A 19,452-nucleotide genomic window follows, 5' to 3' on the forward strand; every position below is an offset into this window, starting at 1 on the left:
CTCTGGCTTTCATCTCATCAAATTAGAGTTTAGTAATTACCAACCTAATAAGCTTTTCTCTTGTTGTTTACGGATCTCAGTCTCATCAGCCCATTCGATAAGGCCAGTTTCTAGATCCATTAAACGCATTGTCATTTTGTAGTAAACGTCTTTGTCGCTACCTGCATTTTTCACGATGCTAGAAAGGTTGCCATAAAGCATGTATTGAGCGCCGACCATTTTACCAAATTGAACCGCTGTATTTTGGTTTACTAATTCATCATTATTTTGGAAGTTAAGTTGTGAACGTACCGCTTCTACGCGATCCATATCTACAAAACGGAACTTACCAGAATTAAGTAATTTAGTACTGATTGAATCTGTTACTGATTCAGTATCAATGTGCTCACTAGTTTTGTTCTTAATGCTCTCAACAAAAACAATTGGACGATTGCCTTGAGTAATTTGAGCAACTGAACCTGATGACAGCATACTTTCTGTCATTTCTGCAGCAATTTTTTGTAGATCAGTTGAACCAAAGTCTACTGTTGTGGTTTCAACGGCTTGGGCGTCACCATAGCTTACTTTGTTAGAACAGCCACCGAGTAATACAGCTAAGCTTAATAATGCAATAACACTTTTTTTCATTTTTCATTTACCTCTAGTGAGTGTTTCAAATTATTCTAATGTGCGGATTTGAACACGGAATTGAGTCGCTTCTGGTTTCATAGCAACTCCCTGAATACTCATTGTATCTAAACCACGAATAATAAAGGTACGCCATGGTGAATCTGAACCAGCAACTTCTAAGCCTTGAGCATCATACCAATAAAAACGATATTGAAGACGTTGGTCTCCTGAAAATTTACTGGTAACTGCAACAATACCGCGAGCTAATCCATTGTTATACTGAGTATTAATCTGGTCTACCGCTAATCGATAGCCCAGGACATTATCGCCAAATAAGACTTTTTGTGTACCGCTATCAACACTTATCCCCGCAGTTTGACTTGAACTACAAGCCATTAATGCAAATGGTAATAATATTGCGATAAGCCATTTTTTCATTATATTTCCCCTAGTTGTTTATACCACCATGTGACCGCATTCCCTTGTCTTGATACCCAAACCACTACGGTATGACCTTTTTGTATAGTAAAGTCTAGTTCATGATTTAAATATTGAATTCGATTCGATCCTGCATTCACATTTTGGCTTGTTACACTCACTGTTGATGGCAATGTTTGCCAACTACGAGTATCTGGCTGTTCTGTTAAAGAATTAAAGATGGTTAATACTACATTTGCCAACTCATCTTCTTTTGCTTTTCTTGACGTTTTTCTTAATTCATCTTTTGCAAATACTCGTAATGCCTGACGAAGCACCATAGCTGGCATACGTTCACTCAGATCATTTCTCGCCATTAACGTAACATCTGAAATTTGATCTGATACAGAAGCATTACCGTTTAACTTAAGAGGGGAAAACGTTTCATTTTTCATTTCCTGATAATACGGTAATGCTAGATTATATTGAACAAAGTCACCTCGACTATCCCACATTGGCAATCGTAATCTCCAATCAGATAACTGCGGTAGCACCCCTTTCTCATCAATAATAATAACTCGACTTTGAGAGCTATTTGGAGCCTGATACGCACCATATTTTTGCTCTAACATCTTTATGTCGTTACGCATTCCTAATCGACGAGCAAGACGCTGAACCGATTCAATCACAGTTTTATTATTCGGAGCAACCGCTAATGCACGCTTATAATCAATATAAGCATCACTAAAATTTCGATTAACCTCAAACAATAAACCTGAATAATAAAAAAGGTAGCCGTTTTGTACTGCCGCTAGATCGCCAGTTACATCTGGGTAGTTCGCTAGAATCGCTCCAACATTAGCATCTACCCCTTTCTTTTTAGCCTCTTTCTCAGCTAATCGTAATTCTTTCTCACGATCTTTCTTTGCTTTTTCTTGAATATAATTGGCTTTCCGAACTTCAACTAAAGCGCCTTCCAAATCATTATTTTGTAAGTAGTTCAATGAAAGATAAAGATGTAGATAACCTAGTTCATAATCAGCAGGCTTATAAGCAAGTAAATTATCATTAGTCACCAAAGAGCCTACTTGGTTCGCAGAATCTGATACTGAAATTACCGCTTGCTCACTCTGTATCCTGACCGCTTGTTCCGCAGCTTCAAAATCAGATTGGCTTTTTGCATACTGCTCACTGAGTAAACTAATTCGCCCTTGCTCTAAGTTAGCTAAAATAGTCCCACCGACCTCAGACGTTTCTTCTGTGTATGCCTGTTGTGCTCTCCCACTTTTAACTAATTGATAAGTATCGGCAGTTTGAGCAGAGTAGTGACTAAAGAGATTACCAACAGATAGGTTCGCACACCCTGATAGCAACAGAGTGAAAGAAAGTATGATGGTTTTTTTAAATATCGACGTCATTAAAATAGAAAAACTCTCAGTAGAAAAAAGTAAGGCTCCGAATATAGGAGCCTTATTAGAGATCTATTAACTTAGCAGCATAGGGCCTAATGGACGACCGCCAACAAGGTGCATATGAATATGGTATACCTCTTGGCCACCGTGTGGATTACAGTTTACAATCAAACGATACCCATCTTTAGCAATGCCTTCTTCTATCGCAATTTTTTTAGCAACAGTAAATAATCGCCCCATAACTAATTCATCTTCAGCCTCGATGTCATTTGTCGTTGGAATCAACTTATTTGGAATAATTAGCACGTGGCTTGGCGCTCGTGGATTAATATCACGAAATGCGGTCACTAAATCATCTTGATACACAACATCCGCAGGGATCTCTTTACGAATAATCTTACTAAAAATCGTTTCTTCAGCCATGAAATCTCTCCAATAAAACACAGTTTTTTATTTTCTATTCGCTCTAGTATGCGTCACAACTTTCTCAAAAACAATAATTTGAATGTTAACTTCATGACAAAAAACCTTACATTTAACAGAATGGCAACTCATTAAGATACAGAAAAACTCATGACTTATTATTAATTTTATAGACAGACTCGCAATATTGAAATGTAAAAAAACATAATATAGTTATTTATTGTCAATAATTAAGGCTTAATGTTATTCATATCATTAGTTATTATAGCCTGAATAAAATAAATAATTAGAGAGAGATAGAACATGAATAGTTCGGTAGTACGTCGAATGTATGCAGGATTTTCACTTATTGTGATTTTGTTTATTACGACGGTGATTCTTATGCTCAATGGAACGAGTAATATCCACAAACAAATGCAATCTGTCTCTTCTGACTCTATGCCATTAGTTAGTTTATCTAATGAAACCAGTGTCGCTCTTTCTTACCGCAGATAAGTTGTTTAAAGATTTTTTAACCACTCGCAACCCTGCACAAATGCAGCAGGCAAAAGAGAAATTTACAATCGCAGAAACTGGATTTAAGCAAACATTCCAGAATTTAGTTAATAAAGCTCAAAATCAAAATATAGGAGCTCAACAACGTTCTGAGTTAGCAACTCTTCAAAATGCTTATTTTAATGAAGCAAAAATAGCAATGAATAACTATCAAGCACTCCTTGTTGCTGAAAATAACAAACAGCAAGCAACACGGAGTTTTCAACGTCTTTATACTGAGCTAAGTGTTCGTATGAAAGAATTTGTTGATGATCAAGAAAGTATTGCTGTAAAAGTTATGGCGAAGAGCTATTTTGTAAAACTAGAAGATGCAGAAGGAATAACTTCTGATGCACTGGCAAGTAATGATATTGAGCTTGTAAAAAAAGCCGTCAATAAGAATAAAAAAGCCGTTACTCATTTAAACTATGCTTATCGTGGTTTAGTTAATCAAGCACCAGAATTAAAAGAAATGTTTGATGATTCTGTAGCTAAATTCAGCTTAGAAGTAGGTAAAAAAGAAGGTATTTTAAACACTCACTTTACTTATTTAAATGCAAAAAACACCTTATATAGCAACATTTCTACCCTAGCTAAACAAATTGATACTTCAATCGTGATTCTTACATCATTTAACGAATTGGCCACTAGAGACCTTCAAGACTCTTTAAATAAAGCCGATACCATTTATCAACAGAGTTTCTATAAAGCTATCATCTTAGGTTGTTTCGTTTCTTTATTAGCAACATTCATTGGTTTCCATTTAGCATCATCAGTAAGAACACCGTTACAAAACATGCTTAAGATTTTAGAGTCATTAACCTCTGGAGATATGACCCAACGAATCAAAACAAAGCACAACACTGAATTTAGCCGAGTTTCTCGACATATCAATACTTTAGCGGATAATTTACAAAAAGTATTATTGCAGTTAAATGGCGCTTCTGATGAGTTAACTGCAGTAGCTCAAAATAACAGTGCAACGGCAGAAAAAGCCAAACAACAACTGCTTAATCAACGTGAACAAACAACCAGTGTCGCTGCTGCTATGACTCAGATGGAGCACTCCGTTGTTGAGGTGGCATCAAGTTCAGAAAGCTCTCTACTCAAAGTTCAAGAAGTAGAAGCCGCCTCTGAACATGGTCAGCAAGTAATGCAAAGTAATTTACAAACGATTGAACAATTATCAAGCCGCCTTGATGAGTCAGTACAAGCTGTTGGTAATTTACAAAAAGTCAGCGGTGAAATTGGATCTATTCTCGATGTAATTAATAACATTGCAGAACAAACGAACCTACTTGCACTTAATGCAGCAATCGAAGCAGCACGCGCAGGCGAACAAGGCCGCGGCTTTGCCGTAGTTGCCGATGAAGTTCGTATTCTTGCTCAACGTACAGCAAAATCGACCTCTGAAATTGAAGTGATGATTGCGAATCTTCAATCAAGCTCAAAAACCACCACCACAGTTATTGAAAGCTGCGTTGTTGATATGCAACAAAGCGTCACCCAAACTAACGAAGCCAACAATGCAATGGTGATGATCCAAAGCCTGATTGATGAGATAAGTCACATGAGTAACCACATCTCTCAAGCTGCTAACGAGCAAAGCGCCACAACAACAGAAATTGCACGTAGTCTTGAAGATATTAGCCACATTGCAGAAGAGAACCAAACCGCAATGAATGATATTGCCAATGTCAGCTCAACACTTAATGAATTAGCTCATCAGCAAAGTGATATCGTTCATCAATTCAAAGTCTAGTTAACATTATTTCAATAAGTGAAATAAAATATTTACCTTTTGCGTACATGATACTATCATAATCATAGTCTTACATATCTGATGTATTTATAAGGAAATAATTTATGAAGAAGTTGTCTATTTTAATCGCTGCGACATTAGCTACTGCTGGTTTAACTGCACCTGCACAAGCCGAGTTTTATTATGGTGCAAAACTTGGACTGGGCTTAATGAGTGACGCTTGCTCACTTTCATCTCCATGTGATGATGACTCTTTTGGTTACGGTGCATACGGTGGTTATAACTTTACGGAACGACTAGGCCTAGAGCTTGGACTTGATGCCATTGGCGATTTTAAAACAAATCACAATTACAAAGGTACTAACTACAGCACTGATAGCATGTTGAGCGCGATTTCTATTGCTCCTAAATATACGCTTCCATTAACAGAGTCTGTAGATTTATTTGCTAAAGCTGGTGCAGCTTTCATGAGCCATAGCGAAGCAGAAGATACTGTATTTACAGTAGGTTTTGGTAGTGAGTTCGAATTAACTCAATCTTTAGCGCTTCGCCTTGAATACCAATATTTTGATGGTATTGAGGATAAGTTCATCAATGATGTTGCCTCTCACTTTACCTCTATTGGTTTAACTTATACCTTTGGTGGGTCTTCAGATTCAGCAGCGGCGGCAACAGCTGCTGCTACAACCGCTGCGGTTGCTGAAACAGTGAAAGAAGAACCAATTGTAGAAAAAGTAGTGCAAGAAGAGAAAGTTGTTGTTCCGACGTATATCACAAAACAGCAGCAACAGAAAACACATCAAAACCTATTTGCTAACAACAGCTCTGAGCTATCAGCCGCTGCAGCCTCTGAACTAGAGCCTGTATTAGCAATTTTACTTGCACACCCAGAAGCAAAAGCAACTATTGTAGGCCATACTGATTCTTCAGGTAGTGAAGCGTATAACCTACAAATTTCTGAAAAACGAGCTCAAACTGTTGCTGATTACTTTGAACAAAAAGGCGTATCATCAGAGCAACTAACGGTTAGTGGTGAAGGTGAAGCAAACCCAATCGTAACGAATACAACACGAGAAGGTCGAAGCCAAAACCGTCGTGTTGATATCACGGTTCCAGGTTTTGAGTACCAAGTTTTAAATAAATAAAACGAATGTAATTAGTTAAATAATCAAATAAAGGGCAAGAGTTAATTCTTGCCCTTTCTACTATCTACTTTATAGAGACTGAAATAATAAATACGAGTGCTTAGGGATCTCAAACGTAAACTTCCCTTCAAGATTACTGCTCTGCTTCGCTGAGGTCAGTTCAACCCATTTATTATTTGATTTTAAAGAAATTTGAACAGGCTTATTCGATTTATTAATAGCAACTATGCCGCTATCTCCCCTCATAAACACCAAATGATCATCACTTGCTTCAATTATCTTTTGCGGTTTTCCATACATTGCATGATAAAATGCAATCAACTGCGCCATTTTTTTACACGACCACTCATCTTTCCATCTAGGTTGGCCTAATGTATTTTTTATACCACTAATCTCCAATTCAGAATAAATTAGCGGGATCCCACCTTCTCTACCAAATAAATACGCATAAGCTAACCATTCATTTTTCTCTGTCATCACTAAATTCTTAAACACATCATTATTAGGAATATCGTGCGTGACAGCAAAGGTGATAGCTCTAAGCGGTGAAAGTGCCATACCATAACAATAAGGATCAATTAAACTCGATAGTGAGCCTTTCTTTTCAAATGCTTGGTGTAAGGTATTAAATAATGGAAAATCATAAGCCCCTAACCTTGTTTCTTCCAAGTAAGGGCTTAAGAAAGTTTCATATTCTTCTTTTGTTGCTCCACCGTCTGTAATGATCTCACCAAAGATATGTACATCTTTTGCAATCTCCTCATCCCAGACTTTATTGAGGTGTTCTAGTGTCATATGTTTCGCGGCATCGATACGAAACCCTTTTACCCCAATTTTTTTCAATGCTTTTAGATAAGCACGTTGCTGGGCAATGACATGGTCACTGTCTGATAATGTTGGTAAACCGGGATCATGCGCTCCACCTGAAATACGGCCATTTTGCACTTCCCATTTATCATTCCAGTTTTCAATCCCAAACGCTTCTACAAAATCAGATTCAGAAAATAACGGTTTAGATAAATCACCAAATAATCTTAATGGCTCATATTTTTCAGGATAACGTGCATAATCTTCTCTATCCCATTGATTTGGATATTCTAAATCTGCTCTAATATCTGATTCATTTGCCATGTGATTAAACACCACATCCACATAAACCCAAATATTAAGCTCTGCTAATCGAGTAACCATACGTATAAAATCAATAGTATTACCAAGTGCATTATCAATTAAACGGTAATCTTGTGGCTGATATCTCTGCCACCATTGAGTCCCTGATGGCAAGCATAAGGACTTCATCGCTGGTGATACCAATACAGAACGATATCCTAAGCTGGCAATTAATTCAGCCTGTTCAGTAATATGCTGATAACTCCAATCAAACGCATGAAGAATGATATTACTAACTGCGGGAACGTTACCTGAATGCCATTGTGTTTGCTGGCTCATTATTTTTATCCTTTTGCATAACATCACTCAATTATAAAAGCCCTGATTTTACTGCCCTCCTCCCTAACTCTATAAAATGGAGTAGGAGTCATAAGGCGTAGAGCCAAATGCAAACACAAGCTTTCGCTGATACCGTATTATCAACCAATTATTAATGTCTTTTATAACAATAAATTATCTTCAATTGGAATAAAGCGATCTGCCGCCTCAATTAAGGAGTTTGCGGTTAAATTGGCTACACCATACACTTCAACTTCTTTGTTAAAACGTGACTGAATTCGCTTAACGAGTAAGTCAAAATCACCATCACCAGATAAAATAACCACAATATCCGCCTGCTCAGCCATCTCAATCGCATCAAGAGCAATACCTACATCCCAATCGCCTTTTGCTGAGCCATCACGACGTTGGATAAAAGGCTTAAGCTTTACATCAAAGCCAATACCACGAAGGATATTATGAAATTGCTTCTGTTTATCATCACTACGTGCGATAGCATAAGCATTAGCACCGACAACTTTACGGCCATCAGTCACTTTTGCCCATAATGCGTTGTAATCAAAATGACGTTGGTAGACATCACGCGTGGTGTAGTAAATGTTTTGTACATCAACAAGAATTGCAACCGTTTTCATATTTCACCTTCCTAGGAAATTATCCAATGAGTCTATATGAATCCCTTTAATTTAGGTATACTTCGCGCAAATTTTGTATTGGAAAGACGGTAAAATGACTAAAGGCTACTCTTGTATTGGATTGGTAAACCCAAAAACACCTGAAAACGTAGGCTCGGTAATGCGAGCGGCAGGCTGCTATAATGTAAACTCTGTATTCTACACGGGCAGACGTTACGATATCGCAAAGCAGTTTTGTACGGATACAAAAAGCCAGCATCTTAACGTTCCATTGATCGGCGTTGAAGATCTAAAAGACATCATTCCTTTAGATTGCGTACCTGTTGCCGTTGACCTTATTGAAGGTGCAAAACCTCTACCAGATTACAAGCACCCACCACGTGCGTTTTACATTTTTGGCCCAGAAGACGGCACATTGAAAAAAGAGATCACTGATTTCTGCCGTGAGACTATTTATGTACCTACCAATGGCTGCATGAACTTAGCCGCAGCGGTAAATGTGATCATGTATGATCGCATGGCAAAAGGCGAAAACTTCTCCAACCATAAATAATCTACGTTAAGCTAGATGAATAAAGGAACTCGACATGTTTGATTTATCACGTATTTCGGGTTTCGAAAACGCATCAATTACTCAAACCGATACCCTACAAACCTTGTGGGGCGGTTATGGTGAATTGGTGCGTTTGCATTTAACCCAAGCACCCACCTCTTCTATCATCATTAAACAAATCACCTTACCAAAGCCTAAAGTGCATCCTAGAGGCTGGAATACCGATTTATCGCACCAACGTAAACTCGACTCATACCAAGTGGAACTCAATTGGTATCAAAGTTACGCCAATTCGGTTTCTGAGCATTGCCCTGTTCCTCGCTGCTTATACGTAGAACAACGTGATAACGAACTCATTTTAGTATTGGAAGATTTAGCCACTTGCGGTTTTCCAATCGTAAAAACTGGACCATTACAAACCAGCGCCTCAATAAATGAAACCAAAGCCTGCTTAACGTGGCTTGCAAATTTTCATGCAGCGCACCTTTATGTTGAACCGATTGGCTTATGGCAAACAGGTACTTATTGGCATTTAGACACTCGCCCTGATGAGCTGGAAGCCTTAACGGATTTACCATTAAAACGCGCAGCAGTTAAGATTGATGACACGCTCAAAAATACCCGCTACCAAACCTTGGTTCATGGTGATGCTAAGTTAGCGAATTTCTGCTTCTCTGAAGATGGTAATCAGGTAGCCGCTGTGGATTTTCAATACGTAGGAAAAGGCTGTGGCATGAAGGATGTGATCTTATTTATCAGCAGTGCAGTTTTACCAGAAAACTGTGCGGAGCTTGAGAGTGAGCTGTTAGATCATTACTTTACTCAGCTTAAAATCGCCCTATTGCGTTTAGGCCACACAAAAGCAAGTAACGATATTGAGCAAGAGTGGCGACCACTGTTCAGCGTTGCTTGGGCAGATTTTCAACGCTTTGTTAAAGGCTGGAGCCCAGATCATTGGAAGATAAATGGGTATACGGAAGGGCTTAAAGAAAGAGCGTTGGGGGTGTTGTAGGGAAAAGGTCGCAAGTGAGCGACCTTTTTTTGTGGGGATTTAGTGGCTAATTGATTTTTGGACAAAAATTAGTTTCAGAAAATCGAACATTAGCGATTCATGAATAACTAAAAGTAAGGAAAATAGCTGTACTTGACGCCCAACGAAGATAAGGAGAAGCGCTACCTAATACAGCCTATGCAAGACAATTCACTCAATTAACTCTTTCCCTAATAGAACATCAAGCTCTGTAGCTAACACCGCTTGACCTTTCTCTTTTCTAAATAATGTTACGTAAATGCTAATCACCTCACTGGGCGATAGCTTTGCTGTTTTGGTGGTAGCTCCTCGCTTGTCGATTAGCTTCCCTACAGCATTTTTTTCTGCCACACCAGCATTCATTCGTCTCTTAATTCGTCGATAATTTGAATTGGTTAGCTGACACAATTTATGAGTTGTGATCATCTTACCGTCGTATTCAATGAGGTGCTTTTTGAAATAAGTGGCTGCGGTCTAGTTACCTCTGTTGCAGATATCGCGGCAGCTAAACAGGTCTCCCCTAACCGCTTAGAACTATAACAATATCAAAATGGGGTATCAATTAGAGCAAATCGTAGTATTCCATACTACAAGTGTGGGATCTATGTCGCACTGGCTGAATATTCCTCATGTCCGATTGTCTCAAAGGTGATTGCAACCAATTGACTATAATGAAAATAGGCGTATATATTCCCGAAACATAACCTGTTTGGAGAATAAAATGTCGATAGAAAGCGTTGTTGGCTGGGCTAACAAGCTAAAGAAGAACTTCTGGTGGCGTCACGCTCTCAGATTGGCAGCAAATAAAGGCGAACTTGATGACGGTGATCTGCAATTACTGTTTGCTCTTTCTAAAGAAGAAGCAGGTTTGCAACCACAAAGTGATGCTTATGCGGCTAGCATAGCTTTGCTAGATCTAGCAGGCTTTGGCGAAGAAAAGCATCCAGTAAAATTGGCATGTATTAGCAACGTTGCTAATGTTTCAGCGCTTGCCCCGAACAAATCCATTGCATTTGAAAGCGAAGGACTGACCGCAATTTATGGCGATAATGGTTCGGGTAAATCTAGCTATGCAAAGATTTTAAAGAACGCCTGTCTTACTCGCGGTAGTACTCCAAAAATCCTCTCGAACATCTACGACGCACAAATCGGTGAGCCTGCTGCGGACATTTCTCTTTTGATTGGCGAGGACAAGCACGACATTCCATGGCTTCTCTCTGGAAGCTCACATGAAGATTTGAAATCGATTCGAATTTTTGACAACACTTCGGCGGCGCATTACATCTCTGACGAGGACTCGATTGATTACAAGCCTGCGGGAATGAAATTATTGTCTCAGCTAATGAGGGCTTGTGATTATGTAAGAGCCGCAAACGAGTCAGAGAAAAGACCATATAACGTTGCCGCTCCGTTACCTCAATGTAGACCTGGAGGTAAAACAGCAGCGTTTGTATCTAGCTTGTCTGGCGCCACAAAATCAGAGGCCGTTGATGCCATCTGTCTGAGCAAAGAAGAAGATGAGTCAATCCCAGAATTAAAAGCAGAACTTGTTAAGCTGCAGACCAGTACACCTGAGCAGCTTAGAAAAGGGTTTAGTGACCGTCGAAAAGAGCTAACCCCTCTTAGTGCTTATTTTAATCAACTAAGAGCCAAACTCGATGAAAAGCAGTTTGAGACGATAAAACTCAATTACGATGACTATCAAACCAAACAGGCAGCAGCAGAGATAGCTCGCAAGCAGGCAATTGAAGGTCACGAACTATCAGGCATTTGCTCACCTGAGTGGAGAGAGATGTGGAATCACATTCAGACATTCGTACTAAAGCATAATGCGACATTATCGTTCCCAGCAGCAGCGGGCGAAGCCTGCCCTACTTGCTTGCAACCTGTCTCAGAAGCATCTGCCGAAAAACTAAAGCTATTTAACGACTATCTGCAAGATAAAACTCAGATGGAAGCAGGCAAAGCCAAAGTTAAATTTGATAGTTCAATTGCGGCTCTAAGGCGACTGTCATTCAACCTAAAACCTTATGAGTTTATTCTAGGCAAGGTGGCTGAATTTAATCCAGAAATCAGTAAGAGTTTTATCGCACAGGAAGAATCATTCAAGGTTCTCTGTTCGAATCTTACTAAACAGGTACCGGACTTCTCTATTGTTCCAATTGATTACAAAGCGCTAGATTGGATCAACGGGCAAATTGTCTCTTTAAAGGCCAAAGAAGATGCAGTTAAAACCAATGAGGGGTTAACTAAGCAGATCGTTACTGCGTCACAGGCTATTAACGAACTTGATGACAGAAAGCTGTTTACATTATCTAAGCAAAACATTCTCCACGAGATTGAGCGCCTGAAGATGATTGGTTTATATAACGCTGTCACTCAATCTTGCTTATCAACAATCATAACAACTCAAACAAACAACATTGCTAAAATGGGTGCTATTGGCGAGCTTAGCAAAGTGTTTGAGGCTGAATTGAAGAAACTTGAGTTTAGAAACTTCGATGTAGGCACTGAAACTCGCGGCTCTCGCGGCAGGCAAATGTTGAAGTTTAGTATAACAGGCAAGCGAAACAACATTTCTGACATCGCCAGTGAAGGCGAGCAAAAGTGCGTTGCTTTGGCTGGATTCATGGCTGAACTTATTGTTGATGACCGAAAATCAGCGATTGTTTTTGATGACCCAATTAACTCTCTCGATCATAAGTGGCGAAGAAAGTTTGCTGCCCGCATCGCAGAGGAAGCACAAAGCCGTCAGGTCATTGTGTTTACCCATGACATGTCATTTTTAGTCATGCTCGGAGAGGCAACTAAAAAGGCCAATTCGAAGTACTCGGCTATTTCAATTGTTAAACGTGGGAAGCTTGCTGGGTTCCCTACATCTGAGCCGCCGTGGGATGTTAAATCAACAAGCGATCGAGTCAAAGATCTAAACAAGATAATGGTTCCTTTGAAGCAGCTTGAAGATGCCGGAGATGTTGACAGCTATGAAGCTATGGCCAAGTTAACGTATAACAAGATGCGTGAAACATGGGAAAGACTTGTTGAGGAATGGCTATTTAAGAAAGTCGTTGAAAGATTTGGTCGAAGTGTGAAAACACAAAGCCTCAAGGATGTTGTCGAAAAGGGAGGTATCACCCCAGAAGACTATGCTGCCATCGAGGAAGGCATGTCGAAGTGCAGTACTTTTATGTATGGACATGACCAAGCGCCTGAGCTGAATGAAGGCGTGCCTGACTTTGCAGAAGTTGCAGATGATTTCGAGAAGCTAAAGGCTTACTTTGCTGCTCTAAAAGCGCGCAGAACCAAAAAATAGCGCTTAAATGATAAAAAGCTCACTTCGCGAGAGGTGGGCTTTTTCTAGCCTAGAGTGGAGAGAGTTATTCTGATATCTGATTGCACATTTGGTACATGCCGCATCGCTTGTTTGGGTATCTGTCTTTCTTAGGTTCTGGTTTAGGTTCTTTAAATACAGGGCAACTTTTACTTTTTTCAATAGAGTTAATTTTGGTTCATCGCGATTAGCGGGAACTAAAAACAAAAACGATAGTAAGTGATATGGTTTAGTCGCCAAACAAAAATCATACACAAACTACCGTTTCCATGCCGAATCATACTTTCCTATCTTCATTCTGGGAAAGCTTTCAAAGCTATTTCTTGGCCCACACAATAACAAGCCTGAGATTAGCTAATATAAGCCCTGAAATTACTCAAGCACGGTAATAAATATGTATTATGAAAATAAAATGACTTCCTCACCCTTCCAAAATTACAGTGCATCGCTCAGTAAAACATCTCCTAGTTTTACTTAAAAAAAACTCCCCAGCACAAAGTACCAGAGAGTTTTATTGTAGATCTAATTTTTGCTTTAGCTCTTAATCTAGCTACAAACTAACGTAATTAGTTAACTCGCTTAGTCGCTACCTTTGGCTTATCAACTTCCGTCAATAATCCTTTAAGTAGACTTCCACTGCCTAACAACAAAATAATCGTAAACGGCATTGCTGCAATAATGGTGATTGATTGCAGCGCTTGAATTGATTGAGTACCACCAACCCACAACATAATCATGGCAATAGCACCAGAGATCACAGCCCAAACCACTTTCTGTTTAACAGGTACTTCTAATTTACCACCCGCTGTCATGCCATCAATAACGATAGAGCCTGAATCCAACGTTGTCACAAAGAAAACGATGATCAGTGCTACCGCAATAAAAGATAAAATATCCCCGAACGGATAAGCATCTAGCATATGGAACAAGCTTAGAGAGACATCGCTAATACCTTGTTGAGCACCCAATAACCCTACTTTATCCATCACTTGTTGAATAGCCACACCGCCGAAGATTGACATCCAAGCCGTTGTTACCATTGTCGGAATAAGCATTACACAAAGAAGGAATTCACGAACCGTACGGCCTCTAGATATACGCGCTACGAACATACCAAAGAAAGGTGCATACGCAACCCACCATGCCCAATAGAATACCGTCCAACCATGCAACCAAGAAGTATCTTCACGACCCGAGGTTTGACTTAGCGGAATAATATTTTTCACATAACCCGTCAAAGCAGTAACTAATGAATCCAATACGGTTGTGAAATTCAATACCGCAATTAAGCCAAGGAAGATAAAGGCAATAACCATATTCAGGTTACTAAGAAACTTAACGCCGCCATCCATACCACGCAGAACAGAAATGATCGCCAGACCCATGATCAATACGATAACCGCCTGCTGAAGATAGATGTTATTGTCCATTCCGAAAACATGGCTAATACCACTAGCCGCTTGCGTACCGCCTAACCCAAGAGACGTAGCAAGACCAAACAAGGTAACCAATACGGTTAAGATATCAATCACATCACCAGTTTTACCCCAAACTCGATCACCTAATAGTGGATAAAACACCGAGCGCATTGATAATGGCAGCCCTTTGTTATAAACAAAATAAGCAAGACAAAGCGCTGTCATGCCATAGATAGCCCACGCATGTAAGCCCCAGTGGAAAACAGTTGCACCTAATGCTAGCTCACGCCCTGCTTCAGTATAAGGTTCTACATTAAGCGGAGTTCCAAACCAATTGGTAAAGAATGCGGTTGGCTCTGCAACACCCCAGAAAATAAGTCCAATACCCATGCCAGCAGCAAATAGCATCGAGATCCAAGAAGCTTTTGAATAATCAGGCTTCGCACCCTCACCACCTAATCGAATTTTACCCAAAGGTGAAAACGCGATAATGACGGCAACGATTAATAATATGTTAGCTCCCCACATAAAGAGGAAGTCGAAGTTTGATAATACAGAGCCTTTAAGGGAATCAATGGCGGCTTTTGCGTCTGCTGGAGGTAGTGCAAGAAGAGTGATAATGAAGAGAAGAGATAAGCCGACTGAGGCTATAAAAACTGTGTTATGGACATCCATGCCCCATTTACTGATGTTATCTTGACCGACTTCATAATCTGTCGATTCAATACTGTATTTTTCTGATTTAAAACCCATAAACGATAATGTTCACATATCCGGCTAAGCGAACAGCTAGACGAATATAAGGACAACTCCTTATCCAATTACTATTTGATTGAGTAGCGGTACCATATAAATAAACATGATAAGAATCACCACTGTAGGTGATTAATTGCTCTTTTTCTCAATCCCAAGTGACGAATTATAACACAAAATGGGTAGTTATTGGTGAATTGGTATTACCACAAGTGTTTAGAACGAAAACCATACACAAACGTTGAGGCTATGAATGATATAAATATGACATCAAAAGCCAAAATAAAAACCCAACTATTTAGCGAATCCATCTCAGTAAATGCCCATGACCAAACATTAACCATATAAAGTATTGGAATAGCAAATAATATTTGAAAAATAGAGAGTACTTTCCACGCTTCACTTTTAAAGATTGGCTTTTGATAAACATACCCATACGAAGCTAATATCGAAACGGAGCCTCCAACTAGCACATACAGTGATTGAAATAGACCGCCAATACCCTCTTTATAACCTATCACTACACAGCACAAAGCGACAATTATGCATTGACCCAATAATATAATTTTCCACATACGCCTACCCTTATCAATCCATTACTGTCAGCTCTATTACTGATACTTGTTACGCTTGGTTTTATCATATACAGGAACAAAGGGTAACCATGCTCTTTAAAAAACTAGCAGTACTCACTCTTTATGCGCGTTAAAAAAATAACCCAAATAGATTAGCAAAACTAATGCTTTTTATTACACAAAAACACAATGAAATCACATTAATAAAATTCAAGCTTAACTTTTCAGCAACTTAAGTAACCTTGCTGATACTTAATTGAACTATTAACTAAAATATTACTAATGGTTAATTATTGGAGTATTTAATCTAATGCGACATAAATCACAGAGAGTAAATTACAAAACAAACAAACCTCACAGCATTTAAAAAAATAACAGTGTTAAATGCCACCTAAATAATAAATAGCTAGGTGAAATAACTAATATGGATAATAAAACAAGTATATTAAACCAACCAAAACCATTTAAGATGATATTTTTCATTGAACTATGGGAACGATTTGGTTACTACGGACTTCAAGGGATACTCGCCGTCTACTTTGTAGATAAACTCGGTTTTAGCATGCAAGACTCTTTTGTTACCTTTGGTGCATTTGCTGCCTTAGTTTATGGCCTTGTCTCTGTCGGTGGCTACGTCGGAGATTATGTTCTAGGGACTAAACGCACCATGGTCTTTGGTGCTGTCGTTCTTGCTCTCGGTTATTTCTTAATGGGGTTCTCTATTTTGAATCCTAATTTTATCTATTTAGCGCTGGGCTCTATCGCGGTTGGTAATGGTTTATTCAAAGCAAACCCATCAAGCCTATTAGCCAAGTGTTATGAAAAAGGTGACTCACGCTTAGATGGCGCATTCACTCTTTATTATATGTCGATTAATATTGGCTCTTTAGTTTCGCTTTCTCTAAGCCCTGTCATTGCGAATAATTACGGTTATGAATATGCCTTTCTGATCTGTGGTCTAGGTCTTGTTGCCAGTCTATTTAGCTACTTTGCATTACGTAGCACAGTGCAAGGTATTGGCTCTGAACCTGATACCCTGCCACTCAATAAAACCAAAGCCTTAATTGTTTTGATCGGTACTGTTGCATCGACTCTAGTGTGTGCATGGTTACTGCAAAATATTATGATGGCGAACTTAGCGCTAGGTGTGATTGGTGTTGGTGTGGTTGGCTTCTTCTTAAAAGAAACCTTTAAAGAGACAGGCGAACAACGTAACAAAATGATCGTCGCTTTCATTCTTATGCTACAAGCGATTATTTTCTACGTACTATATGCACAAATGCCAACGTCACTAAACTTCTTTGCGATTAATAACGTTCACACTGAATTGTTCGGTATTGATATTAACCCTGTTAGCTTGCAAGCGTTAAATCCATTCTGGGTGGTATTCTGTAGCCCTATCTTGGCTTACTTATACACTTACTACGGTAACCAAAATAAAGACTTATCTATGCCTGGTAAATTTACTGTTGGTATGTTTATGTGTGCCTTTGGTTTCTTATCTGTTGCTGCAGCAGGTAATTGGTTTGCAGACCAAGCCGGTATGGTTTCTGTTTGGTGGATGGTTCTGGTTTACTTATTCCAAAGCTTAGGTGAGTTGATGATCAGTGGTCTTGGCCTTGCAATGGTAGCAAGCTTAGTTCCGCAACGTTTAATGGGGTTCACTATGGGTGCATGGTTCTTAACTCAAGCGGCGTCATTCATCATTGGTGGTTACATTGCAACATTCAGTGCGACTCCTGAGCATCTTACTGATCCTCTAGATACTCTGCCTGTCTATACTGAGCTGTTCCAAAATATCGGTTTTGTGACTCTAGCGGTTGCTATCGTAATGGCGATCACTGCACCAAAACTGAATCGTATGATGACAAGTTCACAGCCTGAAGAAGTTGAGCTGGTTGAACAACATTAATTATGTATTCGGTCAATGACTTAATAGACAAGTTATTTAATAGAAAAGTTACTTAATAAAAAAAGCAGAATGAAGCGTGATGCTCATTCTGCTTTTATTACTGAGTGTTAAGCAATAAGCTGATCTGAAATATCTTTAAACGAAGTAAAACAAGTATCAAAATCATATGGTTCAGCGCTATATACCATCGGAGCTACAAAAGCGTCAAAACGATTACGAAATTCCACGTTAATTTCTAGTTCTACTAATCCCAGCTTTAACTCATTTTTCGGATCGTCGACAAACTCTTGATGTTGATTCCCATACCGTCTCTTATCTTCCTCCAAAACGACATCAAACATCGGTTTTAATACGTCCATATCAATTTCATGTTCTGCGCTAATGCAGTGAACATCATAGATATGACGAACTAGCGTTTCGTCATCCTTACGCTTTGGATCTCGCTTGACTGACATGGTGCGGCGCAACATAGAAAGCACTTTTTCAACTAACGTCGAATCAATAGAAATACACGACATTGCGCTTACTTCGGCAGGTTGTTTATAGCTCTGTGCTACTAATGATGAGATCGAGCGTGATTCGATATCCTGAATCTCAATAGTCTCGATAAACTCCAACTTAATATAAGGTCGTAAGCACGGTGCTTGATGATATTGTTGCGGATATTCTATTTCTATTTCAACATAGCGATAATTATCACTTACTGATTTATCACTGTAATTTAGATAAGGGTGTTCAACTAACTTAGCGATGAGATATTCGACTAATGCCTGCGTGCCTTCCTCTTCGCTCCATTGCCCTTATCGAGAAATTCTTGAGTTGGGATCAATTTTATATCGACGTCTTCCGACATTCTTAATATCTTAATGTTGGACTTAGCTAAAGCTGTTCCACCTGAAAAGACAAGTTGATGATGTTCGCTTTCCACATTTTCCAACATGGCTAGCAGTGACACTACCCAATAGTCTTTTTCCGTTATCGACGGATTACCTAATTCAAGCGCATCAGAAACTTCAAGAAACTGTTTCTTAAGTTTTGGTATGCTCATTGTCGATTACTCAATACTCTGTTACCAACCTTAAGGCTACGGTTGAACAGCTTAGGATCCCACTTGTATTTGATTGACGCTGGTATTTGGGTTGACTGTCCATTAATGCTCTTCAAAGACATAGCATCCATCTCAAAGTCTACACCGCGCAATCTTAGTATCTCGCGCATAATTGCGTCAGTACCACCAGGATTCGTTGGCATCGGTTTATTAGTTAGGCTGTTGATTGTTGACTTGGTGTATAAGCCATAGCCGATTTTCATCAGCACACCTTTATCTACAAGCTGTTTCAAGACACGACCAACTTGGTCATAGCTTGCATCGTTGTAAAAATCTTTACGTTCGAATACATAGCGACGAGAACGCTTTATTTTTTGATAAATACGGTCGGCTGCTGTCATGATTCACCCTCCTACATAATGCTTGAATTTAGTATACTAGAAGAT

The 19,452-nt window shown here is 39.2% G+C and carries 15 protein-coding genes and 2 pseudogenes; 6 read left to right on the plus strand and 11 right to left on the minus strand.

The window, feature by feature from the left end; translation table 11 throughout:
• Positions 1-36: 36 nt before the first annotated feature.
• From lpoB to hinT, 4 genes are all read right to left on the minus strand, one after another.
• Positions 37-627, minus strand: coding sequence for a penicillin-binding protein activator LpoB (gene lpoB, locus ACU5DF_RS12705; protein WP_446713131.1), 591 nt, complete (start codon positions 625-627; stop codon positions 37-39).
• Positions 628-657: 30 nt separating this feature from the next.
• Positions 658-1,047 (minus strand): YcfL family putative periplasmic lipoprotein, encoded by a 390-nt coding sequence (locus ACU5DF_RS12710; RefSeq protein ID WP_446713132.1) that lies wholly within the window; start codon positions 1,045-1,047, stop codon positions 658-660.
• Complete coding sequence (locus ACU5DF_RS12715; protein ID WP_446713133.1) at positions 1,047-2,444, minus strand: COG3014 family protein; 1,398 nt, start codon at positions 2,442-2,444, stop codon at positions 1,047-1,049. The genes ACU5DF_RS12710 and ACU5DF_RS12715 overlap by 1 nt, the downstream gene beginning before the upstream one ends.
• Positions 2,445-2,510: 66 nt before the next feature.
• Positions 2,511-2,861, minus strand: coding sequence for a purine nucleoside phosphoramidase (hinT, locus tag ACU5DF_RS12720; RefSeq protein ID WP_045101857.1), 351 nt, complete (start codon positions 2,859-2,861; stop codon positions 2,511-2,513).
• A gap of 303 nt (positions 2,862-3,164) precedes the next feature.
• Between hinT and ACU5DF_RS12725 the strand changes: the two are divergent.
• Positions 3,165-5,157: pseudogene (locus ACU5DF_RS12725) on the plus strand (methyl-accepting chemotaxis protein).
• A gap of 104 nt (positions 5,158-5,261) precedes the next feature.
• Positions 5,262-6,302 carry an OmpA family protein gene (locus ACU5DF_RS12730; protein WP_446713134.1) on the plus strand — a complete coding sequence of 347 codons (1,041 nt, stop codon included), beginning with the start codon at positions 5,262-5,264 and terminating at the stop codon, positions 6,300-6,302.
• Positions 6,303-6,371: 69 nt separating this feature from the next.
• Here ACU5DF_RS12730 and ACU5DF_RS12735 read toward each other — a convergent pair whose 3' ends face one another.
• A complete protein-coding gene (locus tag ACU5DF_RS12735; RefSeq protein ID WP_446713135.1) occupies positions 6,372-7,751 on the minus strand; it encodes an alpha-amylase family protein in 1,380 nt (459 codons plus the stop codon).
• Between the two features lie 161 nt (positions 7,752-7,912).
• Positions 7,913-8,386: a LabA-like NYN domain-containing protein gene (locus ACU5DF_RS12740; protein ID WP_045101853.1), complete on the minus strand. Its 474-nt coding sequence runs from the start codon at positions 8,384-8,386 to the stop codon at positions 7,913-7,915.
• 94 nt (positions 8,387-8,480) lie between these two features.
• Here ACU5DF_RS12740 and ACU5DF_RS12745 point away from each other — a divergent pair, with 94 nt between their 5' ends.
• Both ACU5DF_RS12745 and ACU5DF_RS12750 read left to right on the plus strand, forming a co-directional pair.
• The gene (locus ACU5DF_RS12745) at positions 8,481-8,939 is read left to right on the plus strand and encodes an RNA methyltransferase (protein ID WP_446713136.1); all 459 of its coding nucleotides are present in this window, start codon (positions 8,481-8,483) and stop codon (positions 8,937-8,939) included.
• Positions 8,940-8,973: 34 nt separating this feature from the next.
• Positions 8,974-9,951 carry a phosphotransferase gene (locus ACU5DF_RS12750; protein WP_446713137.1) on the plus strand — a complete coding sequence of 326 codons (978 nt, stop codon included), beginning with the start codon at positions 8,974-8,976 and terminating at the stop codon, positions 9,949-9,951.
• Between the two features lie 189 nt (positions 9,952-10,140).
• Here the strand turns inward: ACU5DF_RS12750 and ACU5DF_RS12755 are convergent, their stop codons facing one another.
• A complete protein-coding gene (locus tag ACU5DF_RS12755) occupies positions 10,141-10,395 on the minus strand; it encodes a hypothetical protein (RefSeq protein WP_446713138.1) in 255 nt (84 codons plus the stop codon).
• Between the two features lie 295 nt (positions 10,396-10,690).
• On the opposite strand from ACU5DF_RS12755, the gene ACU5DF_RS12760 reads away from it, so the two are divergent.
• On the plus strand, positions 10,691-13,282 hold the full coding sequence (locus ACU5DF_RS12760; protein ID WP_446713139.1) for an AAA family ATPase: 2,592 nt from the start codon (positions 10,691-10,693) through the stop codon (positions 13,280-13,282).
• Positions 13,283-13,866: 584 nt separating this feature from the next.
• Here ACU5DF_RS12760 and ACU5DF_RS12765 read toward each other — a convergent pair.
• Positions 13,867-15,471 (minus strand): BCCT family transporter, encoded by a 1,605-nt coding sequence (locus tag ACU5DF_RS12765; protein ID WP_446713140.1) that lies wholly within the window; start codon positions 15,469-15,471, stop codon positions 13,867-13,869.
• Positions 15,472-15,674: 203 nt separating this feature from the next.
• A complete protein-coding gene (locus tag ACU5DF_RS12770) occupies positions 15,675-16,046 on the minus strand; it encodes a hypothetical protein (RefSeq protein WP_446713141.1) in 372 nt (123 codons plus the stop codon).
• Positions 16,047-16,470: 424 nt separating this feature from the next.
• Between ACU5DF_RS12770 and ACU5DF_RS12775 the strand changes: the two genes are divergently transcribed.
• On the plus strand, positions 16,471-17,958 hold the full coding sequence (locus tag ACU5DF_RS12775) for an oligopeptide:H+ symporter (RefSeq protein WP_446713142.1): 1,488 nt from the start codon (positions 16,471-16,473) through the stop codon (positions 17,956-17,958).
• A gap of 107 nt (positions 17,959-18,065) precedes the next feature.
• Here ACU5DF_RS12775 and ACU5DF_RS12780 read toward each other — a convergent pair.
• Positions 18,066-19,000, minus strand: a pseudogene (locus ACU5DF_RS12780) (nucleotidyl transferase AbiEii/AbiGii toxin family protein).
• Positions 19,001-19,002: 2 nt separating this feature from the next.
• Positions 19,003-19,407 carry a DUF6088 family protein gene (locus ACU5DF_RS12785; protein WP_122035115.1) on the minus strand — a complete coding sequence of 135 codons (405 nt, stop codon included), beginning with the start codon at positions 19,405-19,407 and terminating at the stop codon, positions 19,003-19,005.
• Between the last annotated feature and the right edge of the window lie 45 nt (positions 19,408-19,452).

This window comes from Aliivibrio wodanis (genome assembly GCF_052920805.1).

Excerpts from the sequence above, each read along its gene's own strand:
- lpoB (WP_446713131.1), bottom strand. The coding sequence starts at position 627 with ATGAAAAAAAGTGTTATTGCATTATTAAGCTTAGCTGTATTACTCGGT.
- ACU5DF_RS12710 (WP_446713132.1), bottom strand. The coding sequence starts at position 1,047 with ATGAAAAAATGGCTTATCGCAATATTATTACCATTTGCATTAATGGCT.
- ACU5DF_RS12715 (WP_446713133.1), bottom strand. The coding sequence starts at position 2,444 with ATGACGTCGATATTTAAAAAAACCATCATACTTTCTTTCACTCTGTTG.
- hinT (WP_045101857.1), bottom strand. The coding sequence starts at position 2,861 with ATGGCTGAAGAAACGATTTTTAGTAAGATTATTCGTAAAGAGATCCCT.
- ACU5DF_RS12730 (WP_446713134.1), top strand. The coding sequence starts at position 5,262 with ATGAAGAAGTTGTCTATTTTAATCGCTGCGACATTAGCTACTGCTGGT.
- ACU5DF_RS12735 (WP_446713135.1), bottom strand. The coding sequence starts at position 7,751 with ATGAGCCAGCAAACACAATGGCATTCAGGTAACGTTCCCGCAGTTAGT.
- ACU5DF_RS12740 (WP_045101853.1), bottom strand. The coding sequence starts at position 8,386 with ATGAAAACGGTTGCAATTCTTGTTGATGTACAAAACATTTACTACACC.
- ACU5DF_RS12745 (WP_446713136.1), top strand. The coding sequence starts at position 8,481 with ATGACTAAAGGCTACTCTTGTATTGGATTGGTAAACCCAAAAACACCT.
- ACU5DF_RS12750 (WP_446713137.1), top strand. The coding sequence starts at position 8,974 with ATGTTTGATTTATCACGTATTTCGGGTTTCGAAAACGCATCAATTACT.
- ACU5DF_RS12755 (WP_446713138.1), bottom strand. The coding sequence starts at position 10,395 with ATGATCACAACTCATAAATTGTGTCAGCTAACCAATTCAAATTATCGA.
- ACU5DF_RS12760 (WP_446713139.1), top strand. The coding sequence starts at position 10,691 with ATGTCGATAGAAAGCGTTGTTGGCTGGGCTAACAAGCTAAAGAAGAAC.
- ACU5DF_RS12765 (WP_446713140.1), bottom strand. The coding sequence starts at position 15,471 with ATGGGTTTTAAATCAGAAAAATACAGTATTGAATCGACAGATTATGAA.
- ACU5DF_RS12770 (WP_446713141.1), bottom strand. The coding sequence starts at position 16,046 with ATGTGGAAAATTATATTATTGGGTCAATGCATAATTGTCGCTTTGTGC.
- ACU5DF_RS12775 (WP_446713142.1), top strand. The coding sequence starts at position 16,471 with ATGGATAATAAAACAAGTATATTAAACCAACCAAAACCATTTAAGATG.
- ACU5DF_RS12785 (WP_122035115.1), bottom strand. The coding sequence starts at position 19,407 with ATGACAGCAGCCGACCGTATTTATCAAAAAATAAAGCGTTCTCGTCGC.